A 20,217-nucleotide genomic window follows, 5' to 3' on the forward strand; every position below is an offset into this window, starting at 1 on the left:
TTCTGTGAGTTCGATACGATTTTGAGGTCCTTCGATACGATTTTCCTTCGGTTCGATACGAGTCTGGGAATTCGCTACAACTTTCTGTGAGTTCGTTATGATTTTGAGCTCTTTCGTTACGATTTTTTCGCGGTCCGTTACGAGTCTGGTAATTCGTTACTACTTTCAATGATTTCGTTACGATTTTTGATGTCTTCGTTACAACTTTGATGTCTTTCGTTACGATTTTCCTTCGGTTCAACTTTTCCTGTCTTGGGTTCAACTTTGGTCGTGTTCGGTTCGACTTTTCGATGGTTCGGTTCAACTTCGGGTCTTCGGTTCAACTTCTCCTCTCTTGGGTTGAACTTCCAAGGGGTTCGGTTTAACTTTTCACTCTTTCGGTTGAACTTCTCTCTCAGTTGAATTCGGTCTCACTTCATAGTTTTCGGTCTAAATTTCGCAGTGTTCGGTCTAACCTCGAATCTTACGCTTTACACGTCTACCGTTCATTATAAACCGCATACATAAGGAATGATATCGTCTTGTATGTAATCCTTCATTCATCTATGTGAAGATCTTTAAAAGAAGCACGTACGGGTGAAAAAATGCTATTATAGGAACGGACGAGTTTAGAGACACGTTGAAAAGAGGGCTACTAATGATTGAACACATTGTACTATTTAAATTCAGCGATACAACAACGGAAGCGCAAAAAGAGGAAGGCGCACGCAGGCTGCGCGCGTTGAGCGACAAGCTGCCCGGAATAATTGATATTCAGGCCGGACAAAACTATTCAACACGCGGTAAGGGCTATTCGATGGCTCTGACAACACGTTTTCGTTCCAAAGAAGACCATGAATTCTACACACCTTCGCCGGAACATCAGGCTTGTGTGACCTATTTGAAAGAAGTCGGAATGATCGACTCGCTGGCTATTGACTTTGAAATTTCCGATGCGGAATAATCATCACGCATAAATGTCATAGAAGCCGCCTGAATGAACCAATGATTCAGGCTTTTTTCAACCGACGGTTTGCGTTCGCTGCTTGATGATGAACGTTGAACTAGTGAACGCCGCATGTGAATAGAATAGAGGTACATCTATTGGGGCGGGACCCCGGAAAGGAACAAAATGATGAAATTTGGGAAAGCAAGTATGCTTGTTTTTGCTGGGATTCTCGCGCTCTCAGCTTTTGCGCCGACAAAGGCTTCTGCTGATGCGGCCACAGGAGATGTTGTGGTAACCCTTGGCGCAAATTTAACAGCGGATCAGCGGCAGTCCATTTTGAACGAAATGGATGTCAATTCTAACACAGCTCAAATTATTACAGTCAATAACAGTGAAGAACATAAATATCTCGATAAATACCTTTCTCAGGCTCAAATCGGTACGCGCGCGATCAGCTCGTCGAAAATCACCATTGGAAAATCAGGTTCAGGCTTGACCGCGAGCACGCATAATATTACGTATGTGTCTAAGGATATGTACATTAACGCATTGGCGACTGCCGGTGTAAAGGATGCCGATGTCTACGTGACCGCTCCTTTTCCAGTCTCGGGTACTGCCGCGTTGACCGGTCTTATCAAAGCTTATGAAGCGAAGACCGGGGAAGTCATTCCCGAAGCAAAAAAACAAGTGGCCAATGAGGAAGTTGTGACCACTGCTGAGCTGGCCAACAAAGACGGTGTCGGCAAAGAGAAGGCTGCGGATCTTGTGACAGCGATTAAGAATAACCTTGCTAAAAACAAGCCCGAATCCAGAGCAGATGTGGAGCAGGCGGTTCGCGATGCTGCAAATCAGGTCAACGTTAAGCTGAGTGACGCGGATATTCAGAAGCTGGTTGATCTTTTCGATAAGATGCGTACCTTGCACATTGATTGGGGTCAAGTTGGAAATCAGATGCAGCAGTTGAAAGACAAAGTGAATCAACTGGCAAATTCCGGTGAGACAAAAGGATTTCTAGCAAAAGTTTTCAAAGCGATCGGTGACTTTTTCTCCGCAATTTTCAACGCAATCGCATCTCTGTTCCAATAATAGTGAAGCAAAAACGGCCGTTATGGCCGTTTTTTCTATCCCATCACTTCTTCCTGAATTGGACAACGGTAATAATAATGAATCCAATGAAAAGGACAACCCCGACCAGGATGATATGGAATAAGCCAAGACCAAGCAGTCGATGAATTTGATTGCCCATGAAATAGCCGAGAAGAAGAAATAGAGACGACCAGATCGATGCTCCGATAATTGTTGCGGGCAGAAATGAGGCGAAACGCGCGCGGCTAAGTCCAGCCAAATAAGGATTAATTTGCCGGATGCCGGGGATGAAATATCCGGCGATGATCGCTAGAAACGTGTGCTGCTGAAATCGGTGCTGGGCAACCTTCCAACGCTTTGCAGTCAATCCGATGTATTTTCCGTAGCGCATCATGAATGGCTCGCCAATATAATAACCGATGGAATAGGCGCTGATCATACCACATGATGCGCCAAGTACTGCCATAAGAATGCAGAGCGCAAGACTCAGTCGATAATCAGAAGAAGCAATCTGTGAAAGGGTGACGCCGACAAAAAGCAGAAACGATTCTTCTGCTGCGGGAATGCCGATTAACCCGCAAAAAAGAAAAAGGAAAACAAAAAAATACCCGTATGTAAAAAATAAAGATTGAATTTGTTCCATCATAATATAGCCCTGCCTAATGATTTAAAGTCCTTATATTATATAGCTCGTTTCAACAACAGCATGGTCAACACGACAAGTAATTATAGCAACATTTTACATATGAATGGCTTCAATTCAAGCATTTTGGAAATAAATAATACGGTTTACTGGATGAATGGACAGGCAACCTGTTATTATAAAGTATCGAAGGTGTTGCCGCTCGTCTGTCGGCAGATTATAAGAAATCGGAAAATAATAGAAGATGCAATAAGAAATTCGAGGACAAGCAGCCAATAAAGTGCTAGAGGTGAGAAAATGTCAGATAACGGACGTCCTTCTAATGAGACAAAGGATGCGAAAAAAGGCAGGATTGTTATTTTTAGTTCCGTCATTGTGATTGTGCTGATCGGAGCGATCGTGATGATGATTCTAAGCAATCAGAATCGCAATGAGGCGAAACCGAAAAAGAAGCAGCCAACGCATCGGACGGAGCAGGCGACGCGTATTGACTACCAAGACCAACCATTCATTGGCAGCAGCAACGCGCCTGTAAAGGTAGTCGAATTCTCCGACTATCGCTGTCCGTATTGCAAGGAATTCGAAGAAACAGTGGTTCCTAAAATCAATAAGGAGTACGTGAAGACCGGCAAGATCAGCTTCTATTACATTAATTATACAATTCTCGGCCCTGGATCTGTTCTTGCTGCGAATGCTTCTGAAGAGGTGTATCATCAAAATCCGAAAGCGTTCTGGGCGTTCCATAAAGCGATCTTTGACGCGCAAAAGAATGAAAAGGAGCAATGGGTTACGAAGAAACTGCTCATAGATATTGCCAAGAAGACTGTGCCCTCCATTGATAGTAAAGCGTTTGAGAGTGCTTTAGACACCAAATCGCGACAGTCTGAGGTAGACAAGGATAACGCCATTGCTGAATCCCTTGGCGTTCAGGGCACGCCGATGATTTTTGTTAATGAACAGGTGATTGATGGTGGACAAGATTATCAGGCACTGAAACAAGCGATCGACAAAGCCCTCGCGAGTAAAAAATAAGTATGCTTCTATTTTGCTGAGAACCCATCGTGTGTTTCTCAGTTTTTTATTGTTCATAAATGGTTGTCGCCTAATCAAGTGCAGCGGAACCCAGTCTAGGGTCTTCTCGTGCAAAAGCGAATCGAGACAGGATCACTTTTTTTACAGGAATGTATGAATGTCCTGTCCTGTCATATAAATGTAAAGTATGTTCCTCCAAGAGCTCTCATAGTAGTAAAGAAGAGATCAACGATGGGAGGAGACATCAATGTACAGCGGGACCACACTTGCAAAAAGCGCTGCTGTGGCGGCAACATTCACATCCACATTCGTTATGATGCCACAGCTCGCGGCTGCGCACTTGAACGATAACACTGTCCTCTATAAAGGCATGAGCTGTGATGAAGTGAAAACAATTCAATCCATTTTAAAATCATCAGGCAATTATCCACTTGCGAAGTCCACCGGCTATTTCAGCGGCAATACGGAAAAAGCAGTAAAGCAGTTCCAAGAGAATAATAACTTAACAGTCGATGGCATCGTCGGGGAACAGACGAAAGCAGCACTAATCGCATACATTAATAAGAATATGGATCTTTTATCCAGAGGCTCCAATGGAAATGAAGTCGCCTATCTTCAAGAAATGTTAAAAGAGATAGGTTTCAAGACACTTCCTGTTGACGGTTACTTTGGGGAGCGGACTGAAAATAGTGTGCTCGCGTTACAAGAAGCAACGAATATCCGAACCGATGGAATTGTTGGTCCTAAGACATGGAGAAGTATCGAGAAATTGCTTCGTCATCCGAAAAATATAGCAACTGCCGCTCCAACGGATACTCCGAAAAAAAATCAGACACAGGTCACAAGCGAGCAGGCAACCAGTCAGCCGGTCAAAAAAACACGGGTGATCCGAAAATCGGAGACGGTTGCGGCAGTTAAAGAATTTTATGCTAATAGTACAGCATACACAGCTCGCTGCACGGGGTGTTCCGGAACAACCGCGACCGGAATCAATCTGTTGAAAAATCCGAATGCCAAGGTGATTGCTGTCGATCCCTCAGTTATTCCACTCGGAACGAAACTCTATGTGGAAGGCTATGGCTACGCGGTTGCAGGAGATACCGGCGGCGCGATTAAAGGTCGGAAAATTGATGTATTCTTTAACAATAACTCCACTGCCTTGCAATGGGGCAGACGGACAGTCAAAGTCAAGATTCTCGAATAATGAAAGGGTTCACTTATTAAGATAAAGGCGTCACCGCTTAGGGGTGCCGTCTTTATTTCGTTTTAGAGTAACACCAATGAATTGCGCCAAAATGATAATGGGCAATTATTCCAAATGATCTTGAGTAAGCTTTAGTTCTGTGCTACGATTCAGAGAGAGAGCAGCATGATTTTTTAATACATAAAAACATAAGATTTGTCATATGAAAGAAGGACTCACCATGAATGCTGTACATAACGTCATGGAAGCTGCCGTAAAGGATCTTCTTGATAAGCAGTGGGAAAATCTATTGATCTCTTGCCATTGCGAAACGTGCAGACTCGATGTCTACGCGCTAAGTCTGAATCGACTCAAGCCTCATTATGTCAGGGCGCAATCCGGAAATATGTACGCGAAAGCCAATCTAATGACTACACAAGCGCGGGCAACGATATTAACGGCGATCACTGAAAGTGCGAAAGTCGTTTCCGCCTATCCGCATCATTAAAAGATGCCGTTCCGTGAAAGTTCAGGTGGATGAAGGCATCCGCATAGCAACCGTTAAAATGATTACTTTAAAGTAAATCCCCCGCCTGCGCGTTACGCAGGCGGGGGATTCGTATCTTAGAATCAGGATTTTGATTTAAAGAAATCGCGGTTGATCTGGATGTATTTCTGTTCACTTTCCGGTACTTCATCTTCCGGATAGATTGCTTCGACCGGGCAAACCGCTTCGCAAGCGCCGCAGTCAATGCAGACATCGGGATCGATATACATTTGTAACTGGTCTTCTACGATACAATCTACAGGACATGTTTCGATACACTCTCCTGCTTTTTCATTTTCGCAGGCTGAAGTAATGACGAATGCCATGAAGAGGAACTCCTTTCAAAATGGAAATCTTTAATCATAATAACTCTCACTATTATGAACAATTTTTGAACAAAAAACAAACTTTTTCATAGAAAAATAAGAGTCTACCTGTTCCCCACTAAACAGGTCTTTTATTAGAAAACTTGGCTTCGCCAAGCCTCTGGCGAAGGCGAAGACTTAGTTGCGCTTACACTCGTTTCCTTGAATCTTTAATTTTTTTATACTTTTTTATCAGTGTTAGAAAACTTGGCTTCGCCAAGCCTCTGGCGAAGGCGAAGACTTAGTTGCGACGGCCATGGACGGCCTAGTGTCCGGTGAGCCGCAGGACGCGGCGTTTTTTCGGACCACTTACACTCGTTTCCTTGAATCTTTAATTTTTTTATACTTTCTTATCAGTGTAAAGAAAACTTGCCGATTGGCAAGCCTTGGCGCAGACAGAGGTTTAGTTGCACTTACACGAAATTCCTCTAAATTTTTATACTTTCTTATTTGTGTAAAAAAGCAGAGGAGCAAGTACTAATCCTGAAAGAAAGCCGATCAAATGTCCCATTACATCAATATCTGCGCCAATAAATGAACTGATCAGGTTGACGAGGACGATGACAAAGATAATCGTTTGATCTTGTCGCGAGATACGGTCTCTTTGAAAAATAACGAGATAAATAAAAATACCAAGTAAGCCGAAAATGGCGCCGCTTGCTCCATAATGCCGGAAACCTGCCGGTTCAAGGAAAAGAGCGGCAATGTTCGCGATCACACCTGTCGCCAAGAAGACAGTCGCGAAACGTGTTTTTCCCAGCATCGTTTCAAGCGCAGGACCAAAGATAAAGAGAGAAAACGCGTTGAATAAGATATGCGAGAATGTTATATGCAAGAAAATCGGTGTGATCAACTGCCACCACGCACCATTGTTCAGGATCGCATCATTCGAGCCTGCGGCGAAATCAAACACGTGATACGCGAACTCCGGCGCAAGCTGCCATGTCCCTGTTACGACAAACATTAGGTAGACCAACAGATTGATGGCAAGGATGGTTGTGGTGACCGGATAGAGCTTTAAAAAGAGTTTGAACGGTTCATTTCGTATAAACAAAGCAGTATGGTACCCCCTTGAGGAATGATCTTGTACTAAGTATAGGGTAAAATAGACATCAGTGGTAGTAATAAAGCGCTCCCTGTAATGATGTGAAACGTCAAGCGACACTCTGGTAATCATTTTATCCTTCAAGAAGTATGTTTACACATAGCTTTGTCACAGTGAACCATTTTGATAGAAATAGGAAACAATTGACCGTGATTAAGAAGAGGCGAGGCGGGCATAACGAATGATTAAAGGAATCGGTGTTGATCTCATTGAACTGGAACGAATAGCAAAACAGATTCATCATGCTCCGTTTATCAACCGCGTCTTAACACAGAGTGAACGCGAACAGTTTGAGACACTGGGCGATAAGCGTAAAGTGGAATATTTGGCAGGACACTTTTCGGTGAAAGAAGCCTATGCGAAAGCTCGAGGTACCGGAATTGGACAGACTGTATCTTTTCAGGATCTAACGATTAGCTACGATTCGTTTGGGAAACCGCTGCTTAAAGACCGTACGTTGACAGATGAGACGATCCATGTGTCGATCACGCACACGGAGCATTCGGCAGCGGCCTTTGTGATTATTGAAAGCTTGTCATGCTAGTCTGCATATTAACCAACCTTGTCTCATATAGTTTACTACGCTGGGAGGGACTATTGTGCACGTTGTATCACGTGAAGAAATGCGGAACATTGATCAGTACACCATAGCGCATATCGGGCTGGGAGGACCGGTGCTTATGGAGAACGCGGGTCGAGCCGTCTATGCGGCGCTCGAACCGGATTTGAAAGCAGGAGAACAAGTTACTGTCGTTATTGGCAAAGGGAACAATGGCGGAGATGGATTTGTCATTGCGCGCTTGCTGCTTGACAGTGAGGTTTGCGTGAGTACATGGCTGGTGGCCGACCCAGGGAAAATTACCGGTGATGCTGCTTACCATATGAAGGCGTATCTCGCGAGCGGCGGCAAGATTATGCAGGTAAAAGATGATCAAGAAGGCTTTCGAAGACAATTGGAACAGGCAGAACTGATTGTGGACGCCTTGCTTGGGACCGGTGTTCATGGGGCGCCTTATCCCGAATATAGTGCGGTCATTAGTCAGATCAATCAGTCGAAGGCGCAAGTGGTTTCAATTGACATTCCAAGCGGTATTCCCGCCAGCGGCGAATCCTTTACCCATCCAGCGGTAATCGCCGACCGGACACTGACTCTGGAATGTCCAAAGCTGGCTCAGTTCGTCGAGCACGCCGCGCGCTGCTTCGGTACCGTTCACGTGCTTCCGATCGGTATCCCAAGGTTGGCATATAGGAAAGCTGGTGTCCGGCGTGAAGTACGGACGCGGGCGGATGTGGTTCGTACTCTTCCGGTGCGCGATCCTTTTTCGCATAAAGGCTCGCATGGAAAAGGATTATTGATTGCCGGCGCAGCCGAGATGCCGGGCGCTGCTTTTTTTTCGGCCAAGGCGGCGTTGCGCTCAGGTATCGGTTTGCTAAAGGTCAGTGTACCTGACTCGATCAAACCGATCATCGCGGGACGCCTGCCTGAGACGATGTTTCTGTCACGAGACACCATCAGCCTTGAAGGATTAACCGGAGTTGCCATTGGCCCCGGTCTTGGACGAGAGCATCACGTGGGCTTGCTCGTTCGGCGTATTGTGGAAGAAAGCGGTGCGATGCCTTGCGTCATTGACGCGGACGGACTTTTTCATCTGAAAAATCATCTGGATCTGCTTCGGCGACGCAACGTTCCCGCGGTATTGTCGCCGCATTCGGGCGAGATGGCGGCTTTAATGGGCATGTCTGTAAAAGATATTGAAAGTGATCGATTCACGATCGCAAAAATGTTCGCGGAAAAGTATCATGTCTATCTTGTGCTAAAAGGCAAGTATACGTTGGTGACCGCGCCCGACGGACGACAGGTGGTCAATTCAACGGGCAACGCGGCACTTGCCAAGGGCGGTTCCGGGGATGTTCTGACCGGCATCCTGCTTGCGTTTCTCCTGCAGCACAAGCAGATGATGGATGCCGCGTGCAACGCGGTCTATCTGCATGGAGCCGTCGCAGATGATCTTGTCGGTCACACGCATTCTCTGCTCGACGTATTAGCGACTGATGTTATTGACGCGATTCCTCCTGTTCTGCACAGGCTTTACGGCGATATAGGTAGCCGGTAGGTAAATTGTCCCTCCTTTGTCACCGAATAGAGGCAAAGGGGTTGGAGATACATGAAAAAGTGGTCGGCATTATGTCTTGGCGCGTTCCTGATTATGGCACTATTAAGCGGATGCGGCACCAAATCGGAAAAAGATGTTATCAATGATTTGAATAAGCGCTATGAGAACATCAACAGCTATACGACCGATGCGGTTATGACTTTTCAGCATAATGGTAAGAAACAAATCTATCAGGTCAACATTTCATATAAGAAGCCAAACTTTTACAAAGTGGCACTCAGTGACGGAAAGAAAGAAAACAAACAGATGATTTTGAAGAATAAAGAGGGCGTCTTTGTTCTGACTCCCGAATTGAATAAGAGTTATCGCTTTGACAGTGACTGGCCGAATAACCGAAGCCAAGCCTATCTCTATCACTCGCTGGCGAAGGACATTCTGAATGATCCGAATCCGGGATTCACGGCAAAAGATAATCATTACGTCTTTAAAACCAAAACCAACTACAATACGACACAGCTCGCGAACCAAAGCATTTCTCTTAAAAAAGATCTGACACCGGAAAATGTGCAGATCAAGGATAAGGATCAAAATGTCGTGGTCTCGGTGAAATTCAAAACCTTTAAGGTTAATCCGTCGATTGCGGACAAGACTTTTGATGTGAAGCAGAATATGACGGCAGCCCGCATTTCAAAAAGTCAGACAACTGCTGCTGAGAATAAAACGTCGCTTAAACTTTTGTACCCGACAGCAGTAATTTCGGGAACGAAACTTGCGACGGTGAAACCGGAATCCACTCAGATTGGTGACCGTTATGTTCTGAAATACGCTGGCAAGAAACCATTCACGCTCATTGAAACGAAGAGCCAGACAGCCTTATCCAGCGTGCCTACACTTGCGACAGGAAATCCTGAGAATCTCGGCTTTGCTATCGGTTCTATTGGCAATAAATCACTTTCTTGGTCTCATAATGGAACAGACTATTATCTTGCTTCGGACAAATTGACTCAGAACGAGTTGATGACCATCGCACAGTCTGTCAATGGAACGTTAACTAAATAAACACGAAGTGCCGGCGTCCCGTTCCTTGCGATCGGGCGCTCTTTTTTTTTGAAGGGAAAGAAAGATAATCAATTTGGTCCTGCAGATACTGGGCTAAGCGGCATTTTATCAATTTGTCCGTTCGAGGCACGAAACCGCGAGACGCCTGCGGGAGCGTCTCTGTTGATCGCGAGCCAAGGGAGACCCCGCAGATAATTGTCTGTTTGAAGAGGCTTCCGGATCGCCCGCGGCAAGCGAGCAGCTGAAGTGTCAATTCAAGCACAAGGTTGATGATTTGAAGCCGCATCTTGTGAACGCATATCCTGCGGTTCACCGAACTAGAACGTCAATGACCATCATCTTTGCTATAGACTTGGAGAAATCAAGGTGTACCGTTATTCGACAGCGCAGCCTAGGAACAGAATGAATTTTTTACATGGAAACGATCTTCCGTTTTCTATTAAGAAGTGATTAAATAGAAAGGGAAAACCGTGTCGAATAAAAGGGATTACGCGAGTCAAACTCATGAACCCCAATTCGGGCAACAAGAAGAAATGAATAGCAACGTTCTTCGTCCGATAATAAGGCAACGGTAACTTCTCTAAAAGATTGGAAGGTCGAGGGAACAATGGAAGCTACTTCTTTTTATAGAGAGACATGGGCGGATATTGATTTGGATGCAGTGACAAGCAATGTGCGGAATATGAAAGAACGTATTCCTGAAGACGTGGCGCTAATGGCCGTCGTCAAAGCGAACGGTTATGGACACGGTGCTTTGCAGGTCGCGCGTACGGCTTTGGAAAGCGGGGCGGAATGGCTCGCGGTCGCCTTGTTTGATGAGGCGCTCGCGCTTCGCAAGCAAGGAATTGAAGCACCGATTTTAGTGTTGTCCCCAATCCCTCCTCAGCATGCAGGACTTGCGGCTAAAGAACACATTACTCTGACCGTATCCGACCAGGAATGGGTGAGACAGGCACGAAACGTTTACAAAGAAGAAGAACCGGTATTTCTGCATGTATCCTGCGACACGGGCATGGGCAGGATCGGTGTTCGAAATAAAGAAGAAACCGCAGCGCTCGTGCGCGAGGTTGGTCTTGATCAGCGTTTTGTGATCGAAGGCATGTTTACACATTTTGCGACTGCTGATCAGGAAGATGAAGCTTATTTTAATGAACAGTACACGCGTTTTGAAATGATGGTGGATTGGATCCATGAACTTGGTCTGAATCCGGCCGTGATTCATTGCGGAAACAGTGCGACGACCTTGAAGTATCCAGCGGAGAAGCGGCATTTATTTAACATGGTCCGCTATGGAATCGCCATGTACGGTTTGTCTCCGTCTCCGGATATGACGCGGCAGCTCCCTTTTCCACTCAAAAGGGTATTGTCGCTGCACAGTCGTTTGACCTATGTGAAAAAAGTCGAGGCCGGATCATTTGTCGGGTATGGAGCAACGTACCAGGCCACAGAGGATGAATGGATCGGTACAGTGCCGGTCGGCTACGCGGATGGCTGGTTAAGGGGCCTGACAGGTACCGATGTTCTGATTGACGGACAAAGATGTCCGATTGTCGGACGGATTTGTATGGATCAGTTCATGTGCCGGCTTCCGCACGCATATCCTGAAGGGACGCAAGTAACCCTGATCGGAGAAAACGGCGGTAAGGAAATCACAGCAGACGCGCGTGCTCGGCAGCTGCAGACAATTAATTATGAAATCACCTGCACCGTTCATCCTCGTATTCCGAGAGTATATTGGAAAAACGGCAAAAAAATAGAGATCTGCAATCCGATTCTTTCCGGCGCGGATGTAAAATGATAGGCGGAAAAATGCCATAAAATGAAAAAAATTTCACATTTAGGCATAAAAATACTCGATTTTTGGCGAAAATAGCTTTGCAAACTAATTTTGAAATGGTAACATAAATTTTAGATCAAAAAAAGATATATTCTGGCGAAAGTGGTGGGGGTGCAGGCATGTCGGAATCAAAGTTAAAAGAAATCATGCTGAGTTTGCCGCAACATTTACTGAATGAGATAGATGGAATGGCGAGTCGGGACAAGATGAACCGCAGTGAATTTCTCCATCGCGCAATCAGATTGTATCTGCGTGAGCGTAACAGGGGCTATGTCCGTGAAATTATGCGTCAGGGCTACATGGAAATGGCTAAAATCAATCTTAACATTGCTTCTGAGGCTTTTCTTGCTGAGGAGGAGGCAGAGGTCACTATGGAACGCTCCGTCAGCGGGGTGTAACGAGTGATTGTTAAGCGCGGCGACGTCTATTTTGCTGATCTTTCACCAGTCGTTGGTTCGGAACAGGGCGGTGTGCGCCCGGTTTTGATTATCCAGAACGACATTGGCAATCGCTTTAGCCCAACGGTTGTGGTGGCGGCTATCACTGCCCAAATTCAAAAAGCCAAATTGCCGACTCACGTGGAAATCGATGCGAAAAGATACGGCTTTGATCGCGACTCGGTTATCCTGCTCGAGCAGATCAGGACCATTGACAAGCAGCGGCTGACGGATAAAATCACGCATTTAGATGAAGAAATGATGAGTCGAGTCAACAAAGCGATTCAAATCAGTCTCAGCCTGATTGATTTTTGAATTGCTATTATAAAATGGTACGGAACAGGTGCGCCTTCACTTCGGAGAAGGCGCACCTGTTTATTTGTGGAGAGAATCTTCGCTCGCTGAGCACTGATTTTCAATCGTTCCCATCTCAGAAATGAAGTGAAGTGGAAGCGCCATTCGACAAATCGGATACGACCGAAATTTGTGATGAAATTTGTCATTCGTATTTTTTGCCATTAGCTGCGATACATGAAATAATTAATGATAGCGATATCTTTGAATCGAGTACTACCAAAAACGAGAAAGAACCTGGAAGTTTAGCGACGTTTATACTAATAATTTTCATAATTGAGAAAAGTGTTAATCAATGGCTACTTGAAGGGAGCGGGAATAGTGGGAATGATCGAAGATGAACCACGGCTGACTGCGTACCGGGATTTACTTGCGCGTTATGTCGCACAGGATTCAACATTTAGTGTTGAGGAAATTGAGCGACTCAGCGAATTCTTGCATGAACAGGATGTGTCTCCTGATGAACTGGTTGGGATGCATCACGACGCATTAGAGCAGACCTTTGCAAATCCGGATAGAGCGACGCTTCAATCCCTCAATTTCTTAATGAAAATGATGTCGGGCTACAGCAATGAATACAGGGAGCATCAAGCACTTAAGAATAGGCAAAAGCAGTTGGACACGGAGATTGATGTCGCCGCTGAGGTACAGAAAGCACTGATTGAAAGCGATTTGCCAAGCTGTGCCTTTGCCGATATCGGTGCGGTCAGCGTGCCGGCGAAGAAGATGAGCGGGGACTATTACCGGATTGTTAATGACGACGGGCGCCTTGCTGTAACAATTGCCGATATAGTCGGGAAGGGCATTCCTGCGGCCATGTGTATGTCGATGATTAAGTATGCAATGGACAGCCTCCCTGAAAATAAGTCGGGAGCACCATCGGCGATTCTTTCAAGCTTGAACCGCGTCGTTGAACGTAATGTAGATCCAAGTATGTTCATCACCATGTTTTATGGTGTCTATGATCCCGTAACGCATATCTTTTCAAACGCTTCTGCGGGGCATGAACCAGGATTCTATTATTCTGCAAAAGAGAATCACTTTATCGACCTTCAAGCAAGAGGACTATCCCTCGGACTTTCGCCGAATACGCAGTACAGCGAGTATTCCCGAAAGATTGATCCCGGCGATATGATCTTTCTCCTGACTGACGGGGTAACGGAGATCCGGAAAGATCATGATTTTATTGAACGCAAACAGGTCGTGGAACTCATTCGCGGTTCGATGCATTTGCCGGCCGCGCGCATTGTGCGGCACGTGATGTATGAACTAAAAAAGATGCAGCAATTTTCGTTTGCGGATGATTTTACATTTATTGCGATGAAATTTTAAGTTTGATGAACGAAGCAAGAGGGTATTAAGCATTAAAGATGATAGGGTACAGGAGGATGGGCATGAATATATCAATTGAGCGGGAAGTGAAAGGCGACAATCTGTATCTTGTCGCTGTAGAAGGAGAAATCGACGTTTTCACAGCACCGGAGCTAAAGAAAGGCTTGCTTCCCCTGACAGAGATCCATGGGGGAAATTTGACTTTAGATTTAAATGCAACAAAATATATGGACAGCACGGCGCTTGGCGTGATTGTCGCAGCGTTAAAATCTGCGTCCAAGCATCAATGCAGATTTTCCGTTACGGGAATGACACCACGAATCAAAAGACTTTTTGAGATTACCGGACTGAGTGATCTTTTGAATAGGGCACAAACAAGCGAGGGGAATGCAGATGACTGAAACGAAAGATGTGATTCGGCTTACACTACCGGCAAAACCCGAATTTGTCAGTGTCGCGCGGCTTGCTAGTTCCGGAGCGGCAAGCAGGATGGGTTATTCGTTTGACGCGATTGAGGACATCAAAGTGGCGGTATCGGAGGCATGCACCAATGCGGTCAGTCATGGATATAAACAAATGGAAACCGGGCAGATCAAGATTGTCATGGAATGCGGCGAGAATGCATTGACGATTACGGTTATTCATAATGGTGAGAGCTTTGACGCCAGTCAGGCGCTCCAAAAGCTTAAGCCGATTGATCCTTATGCGGACCTTGATGAAGTAAATGAGGGAGGGCTGGGACTCTTTTTAATCAATGCGCTGATGGATCAAGTAACGATCAGCACAGAATGCGGCGTTGCTGTCCGAATGATCAAGTTTCTTAGCAGAGACGGGGTGGAACGTATTGCCAACAAAGTCTCAACAACAGAGTGAAATTCAAAGATGGATTGCTGAATTTCAGAAGAATCCTGATGATGAACAGTTACAGACAAAGATAATTCTCCATTATGAACGGATGGTTGGTGCGCTCGCCAATAAGTTTGCGAAAAACAGTGATGTCCGCCAAGATATATGTCAGGTTGGAATGATTGGCTTGATCGCCGCAATCAAACGTTTTGATCCCTCTGTCGGCGGAAGTTTCGAATCGTTTGCCATTCCGACTATTGTTGGTGAAATAAAGCGATATATCAGGGATAAAACGTGGAGTGTCCATGTGCCGAGACGTGTTAAAGAGCTCAGCCCGAAGATTCGAAAGGCGACCGAAACACTAACGCGCCAATTGCAACGTTCGCCTAATATAGAAGAAATTGCGGAAGCGATAGGCGAAACTGAGGAAATTGTGCTTGAAACCATGGAAATGGCTGGGGGATACAATGCGTTATCCGTGGATTCGCGCATTGACGGGGATTCAGAAGGCGCGGCCATGACCCTGCTGGATGTAGTCGGGAAGCAGGACAGCGGCTATGAGCAAGTGCATAAAAAATTGATTTTAACTAAGGCGTTTCAGGTACTCTCGCAACGTGAGAAAGACATTTTGATGTGTACTTATTTTGAAAATTTAAGCCAGAAGGAAACAGGCGTACGACTGGGCATCTCGCAAATGCATGTATCACGGCTGCAGAGAAACGCGTTGCGCAAGCTGAGAGCCAATCTTCCTCAAAAAGATGAGATTGGCATATCCAGTTACTATTAGAAAATGGTATTCAGCAGCTCGGTACGGGACGAGCTGTTTTTATTTGTCTAGGAAATTATTTGTAGAACTTTAGAGGGAGCGGGACATGGCGAAACCAGGCAGCGGAATTATCAAAAAGATCCTTAAAGACCATTTTGATGGATTTTGGAAAATTTATTCCGACCTGTTTCCTGAATCTTATCGAGAAGACATCAGGAAACAGTTCAGCGAGAAAAAATCCCCAGTGATATAGCTACACTAGGGACGACGCGATTGAATCGCGTTAGCCATTTTGTTCTTAAAGAGACCGATAAATTTGTAGAAGAGACCGATAAATACGTGAAACAGACCGATAAACTCATCAAAGAGACCGATAAATACACGAAAAAGACCGATAAACGCATTTAATCGAACGCACAGGTGCACGCGATCAAAGAACTCATCATAACTCTTGATATGAAAGTCTGCACCGGGCGCATCATTTTGAAACAGGCATGTTTTCTTGTTTTTGCTAGCCAAAAGGTTCGGACGTACCGATGCGTTTTCTGATATGATAAACGTGAAGGGGACGATTATAATGGAAGAAGTCATTTTACATATAGCAAAGGAACTGAATATCGGCGCGCCGCAAGTCAGGCGCACGGTTCAGCTCTTGGAAGCAGACAATACCATACCTTTTATTGCTCGCTACCGGAAAGAGATGACAGGCGGGCTTGATGAAGTTCAGATTGAGAAAATACACGAATCATATACATATAGCAAGCAATTAGATAAACGAAAAGACGAAGTGATCAATCGCATTGAGGAGCAGGGCAAACTGACGGATGCCCTCAGACAGAAGATTAAACGCGCGATGATTCTGCAGGAAGTGGAGGATCTCTACCTTCCTTACCGGCAGAAACGGCGTACGCGCGCGACAATCGCAAAAGAAAAGGGGCTTGAACCCCTTGCTGATTGGCTTGTGCAGTTTCCGGTCGGGTCGATTGAACATGAAGCGGAACACTATGTTTCTGCAGAGCGTCAAGTGGATTCGGTGCAGGATGCGCTGCAAGGCGCGCAGGATATTCTTGCGGAACGTGTAGCGGAACGAGCCGAATTACGGGCGTTTGCGCGAAACCGAACCGCCGAGAAAGGGACGATTCGGATCCAAGCGAAGCATCCGGAGTTAGATGAGAAGAAAGTGTATGCAAATTATTACACATATGAAGAACGAATACAGAGAATAGTACCTCATCGAATCTTAGCGATTAATCGCGGTGAAAAAGAGGATATTCTAAAAGTTTCTATTGGGGCTCCTGAAGAAGCGATCCTTCTTTCGATTGAGCGGGCATTGAATCCCGGAAAAAAGACGACAGCAAGGGAACTTTTGAACGACTGCGCTGCGGATGCTTATCGGCGGCTAATTGCGCCTGCTGTTGAACGCGAACTAAGACAAATGCTGACTGAAAAGGCGGAACAACAGGCGATCCATATTTTTTCAGAAAACCTTCGCGGACTGCTTCTTCAATCACCGTTGAAGGAACGAACGGTGCTCGGTGTAGATCCCGCATATCGAACAGGATGCAAGCTTGCCGTTGTCGATCCGACCGGAAAGGTTCTGGACATCTCACTAATTTATCCGACACCTCCTAAATCAGATACGGACGGAGCGAGGCGGACGGTTTTGAATTTGCTTGACCGCTATCATGTCGACATTATCGCGATTGGCAACGGTACTGCCTCACGTGAGACCGAGTCTTTCATTGCTGAAACGCTGAAGCAGGTGTCCGATCGAAAACTATTTTATATGATCGTTAATGAGGCGGGCGCAAGTGTCTATTCTGCATCGAAACTTGCTCGAGAGGAGTTTCCTGACCTGCATGTTGAGGAGCGAAGTGCTGTGTCCATTGCAAGGCGCCTTCAAGACCCACTTGCGGAACTCGTAAAAGTGGATCCGAAGTCCGTTGGCGTAGGCGAATATCAACATGACGTGTCACAGCGCGCTCTTGCTAAATCGCTTCAGTTTGTTGTGGAGACAGTTGTCAATCAAGTGGGTGTTAATGTCAATACTGCTTCAACGCAACTGCTCCAATACGTAGCGGGGCTGTCTAAGACAGTGGCTGGAAACGTTGTCGCTGAACGAGAGAAACGCGGCAGATATGAGAGCCGCACCCAGCTTAAAGAGGTTCCCAGATTGGGCGCGCGTGCCTTTGAACAGGCGGCGGGATTTTTACGAATCGGCGGCGGGATGAATCCGCTGGATAATACAGCGATCCACCCGGAAAGCTATGATGTGGCAGGTAAACTATTACAGAAAGCCGGTTGCGGGATTGACGCGATCGGTACAAGCACTTTAATCGATAAGCTAAAGGCTTTGGATGTCGCGCAAACAGCAGTAGAGCTTTCGATTGGTGTGCCTACCTTGAGCGACGTTATTGAAGCACTAATCCGTCCCGGCCGCGATCCTCGCGACGATCTGAAAAAGCCGCTGCTGAAGACTGATGTATTAAAAATGGAAGACTTGAGACCAGGCATGCGGTTAGAAGGAACAGTTCGCAACGTCGTGGACTTTGGAGCCTTTGTCGATATTGGTGTGAAACAAGATGGATTGGTCCATCTGTCAAAACTTGCTGCACGCTTCGTCAGACACCCGCTCGATGTTGTTCGTGTCGGAGAGATTGTGACAGTCTGGGTAGAACAAATTGATATAGAAAAGGGAAGAATTTCTTTGACCATGGTAGCTCCGAAGGAAAGCAGCAAAGGTTAACAGACATGTGGAGGTGAGTTCATGACTACTGACGAACTTCAGAAACTTGTTGAACAGGTGTCTTTGGAAAGCTTTCATCGCCCATTTTGCCATGAGGCGATCTTCAATTCGCGTCTTCGGACAACTGGAGGACGCTATCTGCTGAACTCACATCGGCTTGAATTTAACATGCATCAGCTGCACTATTTTGGCATGGACGCATTTGTTAAGATAATTAAACATGAATTATGTCACTATCATCTTCATCTATGCGGCAAGGGATATCGCCATCGAGATTCTGATTTTCGCTTGTTGCTTGAGAAGGTCGGCGGATCACGTTTTTGTGAAGCGATCCCGAGTATGCGCGCCTGCTCGGGCATTCGCTACCATTATCAGTGTGAGGCATGTGGGACGAGCTTCATCAGGAAAAGAAAATTGGATACGAAACGTTATGTTTGCGGCGTTTGTGGCGGCTCAATTCGCTTGATCAGCCAAACACGAATGAATCATTTCAAATAAGATTTAAAAAAGGGTTGACGAAGATATTGATTCTGTGTTAAATTATTTAAGTCGTCAAAAGGACGAGCGATTGTGACTTTTACAATACTGTTGACAAATGAGTAGACACAGTGTAGAATAGCATATGCTTCTGTTTTTGAGCCACTTATTCCACAGTAGCTCAGTGGTAGAGCAATCGGCTGTTAACCGATCGGTCGTAGGTTCGAATCCTACCTGTGGAGCCATGGAGAAGTACCCAAGTTGGCTGAAGGGGCTCCCCTGCTAAGGGAGTAGACGGTGTAAATCGTGCGAGGGTTCGAATCCCTCCTTCTCCGCCATTTTATGGCCCGTTCGTCAAGCGGTTAAGACACCACCCTTTCACGGTGGGTTCATGGGTTCGAATCCCGTACGGGTCACCATTAATATTTTTAATAATTATGAGGATCCGTGATGCGGCAGCTGATACGAATTTGCCGTATAGAAGCTTTCGGTTCAAGTCCGATCGGATCCGCCATCTAGGCAAGGTATGACAAAAACAGTGTGTGTTTGCATACATAGTTGTTTTTGGCCCATGGCCAAGCGGTAAGGCAACGGCTTTTGGTGCCGTCATGCGCTGGTTCGAATCCAGCTGGGCCAGCCACATGAGCCACTAGCTCAGGGGTAGAGCATCTGACTTTTAATCAGAGGGTCGAAGGTTCAAATCCTTCGTGGCTCATTTTTTTAGCGGGTGTGGCGGAATTGGCAGACGCGCTAGATTTAGGATCTAGTGTTTTCCAACGTGGGGGTTCGAGTCCCTTCACCCGCACCATTTTATAATTTAATATGCGGTCGTGGCGGAATGGCAGACGCGCTAGCTTGAGGGGCTAGTGGAGGCAACTTCGTGGAGGTTCGAGTCCTCTCGACCGCACCATATTATTTTTTGCGCCCTTAGCTCAATTGGATAGAGCGTCTGACTACGGATCAGAAGGTTGGGGATTCGACTTCTCTAGGGCGCACCATTGTCGGGAAGTGGCTCAGCTTGGTAGAGCATCTGGTTTGGGACCAGAGGGTCGCAGGTTCAAATCCTGTCTTCCCGACCATATATGCGGGTGTAGTTTAGTGGTAAAACAAGAGCCTTCCAAGCTCTGGTCGTGGGTTCGATTCCCATCACCCGCTCCATTTTCATAATGGGCCTGTAGCTCAGCTGGTTAGAGCGCACGCCTGATAAGCGTGAGGTCGGTGGTTCGAGTCCACTCAGGCCCACCATTATTAAATAAAATGTATATGAATGTTCCTTGAAAACTAAACAAAAGCCAAGCGTGATTTAAAAAGGGTTTAACCCCTGATAAATTCAAATTGCTATGGATCTTATGAACGAAAA

The 20,217-nt window shown here is 45.9% G+C and carries 21 protein-coding genes and 11 tRNA genes; 28 read left to right on the forward strand and 4 right to left on the reverse strand.

Annotated elements, in window-relative coordinates; all coding sequences use genetic code 11:
• Positions 1 to 637: 637 nt before the first annotated feature.
• A complete protein-coding gene (locus BM003_RS16670) occupies positions 638 to 943 on the forward strand; it encodes a Dabb family protein (RefSeq protein WP_093674762.1) in 306 nt (101 codons plus the stop codon).
• Between the two features lie 168 nt (positions 944 to 1,111).
• Positions 1,112 to 2,014, forward strand: a complete 903-nt coding sequence (locus BM003_RS16675) for a DUF1002 domain-containing protein (protein ID WP_245734343.1) — start codon at positions 1,112 to 1,114, stop codon at positions 2,012 to 2,014.
• A gap of 43 nt (positions 2,015 to 2,057) precedes the next feature.
• On the opposite strand, the gene BM003_RS16680 is transcribed toward BM003_RS16675, so the two are convergent.
• Positions 2,058 to 2,660, reverse strand: coding sequence for a DedA family protein (locus tag BM003_RS16680; protein ID WP_245734345.1), 603 nt, complete (start codon positions 2,658 to 2,660; stop codon positions 2,058 to 2,060).
• A gap of 294 nt (positions 2,661 to 2,954) precedes the next feature.
• Here BM003_RS16680 and BM003_RS16685 point away from each other — a divergent pair, with 294 nt between their 5' ends.
• The 3 genes from BM003_RS16685 (at position 2,955) to BM003_RS16695 (ending at position 5,380) form a co-directional block, all read left to right on the forward strand.
• Positions 2,955 to 3,689, forward strand: a complete 735-nt coding sequence (locus BM003_RS16685; protein ID WP_093674764.1) for a DsbA family protein — start codon at positions 2,955 to 2,957, stop codon at positions 3,687 to 3,689.
• A 247-nt stretch (positions 3,690 to 3,936) separates the two neighbouring features.
• Positions 3,937 to 4,893, forward strand: coding sequence for a peptidoglycan-binding protein (locus tag BM003_RS18150; RefSeq protein WP_093674765.1), 957 nt, complete (start codon positions 3,937 to 3,939; stop codon positions 4,891 to 4,893).
• A 220-nt stretch (positions 4,894 to 5,113) separates the two neighbouring features.
• Positions 5,114 to 5,380 carry a late competence development ComFB family protein gene (locus BM003_RS16695; protein ID WP_093674766.1) on the forward strand — a complete coding sequence of 89 codons (267 nt, stop codon included), beginning with the start codon at positions 5,114 to 5,116 and terminating at the stop codon, positions 5,378 to 5,380.
• A gap of 122 nt (positions 5,381 to 5,502) precedes the next feature.
• Here BM003_RS16695 and BM003_RS16700 read toward each other — a convergent pair whose 3' ends face one another.
• The gene (locus BM003_RS16700; protein ID WP_093674767.1) at positions 5,503 to 5,745 is read right to left on the reverse strand and encodes a ferredoxin family protein; all 243 of its coding nucleotides are present in this window, start codon (positions 5,743 to 5,745) and stop codon (positions 5,503 to 5,505) included.
• 475 nt (positions 5,746 to 6,220) lie between these two features.
• Entirely contained in the window at positions 6,221 to 6,838 is a 618-nt protein-coding gene (locus BM003_RS16705) for a rhomboid family intramembrane serine protease (protein ID WP_093674768.1), read from the reverse strand.
• A gap of 232 nt (positions 6,839 to 7,070) precedes the next feature.
• Between BM003_RS16705 and acpS the strand changes: the two genes are divergently transcribed.
• The 10 genes from acpS to sigB all read left to right on the forward strand — a co-directional run bounded on the left by acpS (position 7,071) and on the right by sigB (position 15,655).
• Positions 7,071 to 7,433, forward strand: coding sequence for a holo-ACP synthase (acpS, locus tag BM003_RS16710; RefSeq protein ID WP_093674769.1), 363 nt, complete (start codon positions 7,071 to 7,073; stop codon positions 7,431 to 7,433).
• 55 nt (positions 7,434 to 7,488) lie between these two features.
• The gene (locus BM003_RS16715) at positions 7,489 to 9,003 is read left to right on the forward strand and encodes an NAD(P)H-hydrate dehydratase (RefSeq protein WP_093674770.1); all 1,515 of its coding nucleotides are present in this window, start codon (positions 7,489 to 7,491) and stop codon (positions 9,001 to 9,003) included.
• A gap of 51 nt (positions 9,004 to 9,054) precedes the next feature.
• Positions 9,055 to 10,062 (forward strand): LolA family protein, encoded by a 1,008-nt coding sequence (locus BM003_RS16720; protein ID WP_093674771.1) that lies wholly within the window; start codon positions 9,055 to 9,057, stop codon positions 10,060 to 10,062.
• A gap of 607 nt (positions 10,063 to 10,669) precedes the next feature.
• Positions 10,670 to 11,860 (forward strand): alanine racemase, encoded by a 1,191-nt coding sequence (alr, locus tag BM003_RS16730; RefSeq protein ID WP_093674773.1) that lies wholly within the window; start codon positions 10,670 to 10,672, stop codon positions 11,858 to 11,860.
• Positions 11,861 to 12,018: 158 nt separating this feature from the next.
• Positions 12,019 to 12,297, forward strand: coding sequence for a CopG family ribbon-helix-helix protein (locus BM003_RS16735; protein WP_093674774.1), 279 nt, complete (start codon positions 12,019 to 12,021; stop codon positions 12,295 to 12,297).
• Between the two features lie 3 nt (positions 12,298 to 12,300).
• Positions 12,301 to 12,651 carry a type II toxin-antitoxin system PemK/MazF family toxin gene (locus tag BM003_RS16740; RefSeq protein WP_093674775.1) on the forward strand — a complete coding sequence of 117 codons (351 nt, stop codon included), beginning with the start codon at positions 12,301 to 12,303 and terminating at the stop codon, positions 12,649 to 12,651.
• 366 nt (positions 12,652 to 13,017) lie between these two features.
• Complete coding sequence (locus BM003_RS16745; protein ID WP_245734348.1) at positions 13,018 to 14,022, forward strand: PP2C family protein-serine/threonine phosphatase; 1,005 nt, start codon at positions 13,018 to 13,020, stop codon at positions 14,020 to 14,022.
• A gap of 62 nt (positions 14,023 to 14,084) precedes the next feature.
• Positions 14,085 to 14,423 (forward strand): STAS domain-containing protein, encoded by a 339-nt coding sequence (locus BM003_RS16750; protein ID WP_177184850.1) that lies wholly within the window; start codon positions 14,085 to 14,087, stop codon positions 14,421 to 14,423.
• Positions 14,416 to 14,895 carry an anti-sigma B factor RsbW gene (gene rsbW, locus BM003_RS16755; protein WP_093674778.1) on the forward strand — a complete coding sequence of 160 codons (480 nt, stop codon included), beginning with the start codon at positions 14,416 to 14,418 and terminating at the stop codon, positions 14,893 to 14,895. Before BM003_RS16750 ends, rsbW begins: the two co-directional genes overlap by 8 nt.
• Positions 14,867 to 15,655 carry an RNA polymerase sigma factor SigB gene (gene sigB / locus BM003_RS16760; protein WP_093674779.1) on the forward strand — a complete coding sequence of 263 codons (789 nt, stop codon included), beginning with the start codon at positions 14,867 to 14,869 and terminating at the stop codon, positions 15,653 to 15,655. Before rsbW ends, sigB begins: the two co-directional genes overlap by 29 nt.
• Before the next feature lie 237 nt (positions 15,656 to 15,892).
• Here the strand turns inward: sigB and BM003_RS17785 are convergent, their stop codons facing one another.
• Positions 15,893 to 16,153, reverse strand: coding sequence for a hypothetical protein (locus BM003_RS17785; RefSeq protein WP_177184851.1), 261 nt, complete (start codon positions 16,151 to 16,153; stop codon positions 15,893 to 15,895).
• 58 nt (positions 16,154 to 16,211) lie between these two features.
• Between BM003_RS17785 and BM003_RS16765 the strand changes: the two genes are divergently transcribed.
• From BM003_RS16765 to BM003_RS16825, 13 genes are all read left to right on the forward strand, one after another.
• Positions 16,212 to 18,380 carry a Tex family protein gene (locus tag BM003_RS16765; RefSeq protein WP_245734347.1) on the forward strand — a complete coding sequence of 723 codons (2,169 nt, stop codon included), beginning with the start codon at positions 16,212 to 16,214 and terminating at the stop codon, positions 18,378 to 18,380.
• A gap of 21 nt (positions 18,381 to 18,401) precedes the next feature.
• Positions 18,402 to 18,878 carry a SprT family protein gene (locus BM003_RS16770; RefSeq protein WP_093674780.1) on the forward strand — a complete coding sequence of 159 codons (477 nt, stop codon included), beginning with the start codon at positions 18,402 to 18,404 and terminating at the stop codon, positions 18,876 to 18,878.
• Between the two features lie 149 nt (positions 18,879 to 19,027).
• Positions 19,028 to 19,102, forward strand: a tRNA-Asn gene (locus BM003_RS16775).
• Between the two features lies 1 nt (position 19,103).
• Positions 19,104 to 19,195: transfer RNA gene (locus tag BM003_RS16780), tRNA-Ser, on the forward strand.
• Between the two features lie 6 nt (positions 19,196 to 19,201).
• A tRNA-Glu gene (locus BM003_RS16785) sits at positions 19,202 to 19,276 on the forward strand.
• A gap of 146 nt (positions 19,277 to 19,422) precedes the next feature.
• Positions 19,423 to 19,497, forward strand: a tRNA-Gln gene (locus BM003_RS16790).
• A 3-nt stretch (positions 19,498 to 19,500) separates the two neighbouring features.
• Positions 19,501 to 19,572 (forward strand) — tRNA-Lys (locus tag BM003_RS16795).
• A gap of 8 nt (positions 19,573 to 19,580) precedes the next feature.
• A tRNA-Leu gene (locus BM003_RS16800) sits at positions 19,581 to 19,665 on the forward strand.
• Positions 19,666 to 19,681: 16 nt separating this feature from the next.
• A tRNA-Leu gene (locus tag BM003_RS16805) sits at positions 19,682 to 19,767 on the forward strand.
• 11 nt (positions 19,768 to 19,778) lie between these two features.
• A tRNA-Arg gene (locus BM003_RS16810) sits at positions 19,779 to 19,855 on the forward strand.
• A 4-nt stretch (positions 19,856 to 19,859) separates the two neighbouring features.
• A tRNA-Pro gene (locus BM003_RS16815) sits at positions 19,860 to 19,936 on the forward strand.
• 5 nt (positions 19,937 to 19,941) lie between these two features.
• Positions 19,942 to 20,015, forward strand: a tRNA-Gly gene (locus BM003_RS16820).
• Positions 20,016 to 20,025: 10 nt separating this feature from the next.
• A tRNA-Ile gene (locus BM003_RS16825) sits at positions 20,026 to 20,102 on the forward strand.
• Positions 20,103 to 20,217: the final 115 nt, after the last annotated feature.

This window comes from Sporolactobacillus nakayamae, assembly GCF_900113325.1.
GTDB classification, from domain to species: Bacteria; Bacillota; Bacilli; order Bacillales; family Sporolactobacillaceae; genus Sporolactobacillus; species Sporolactobacillus nakayamae.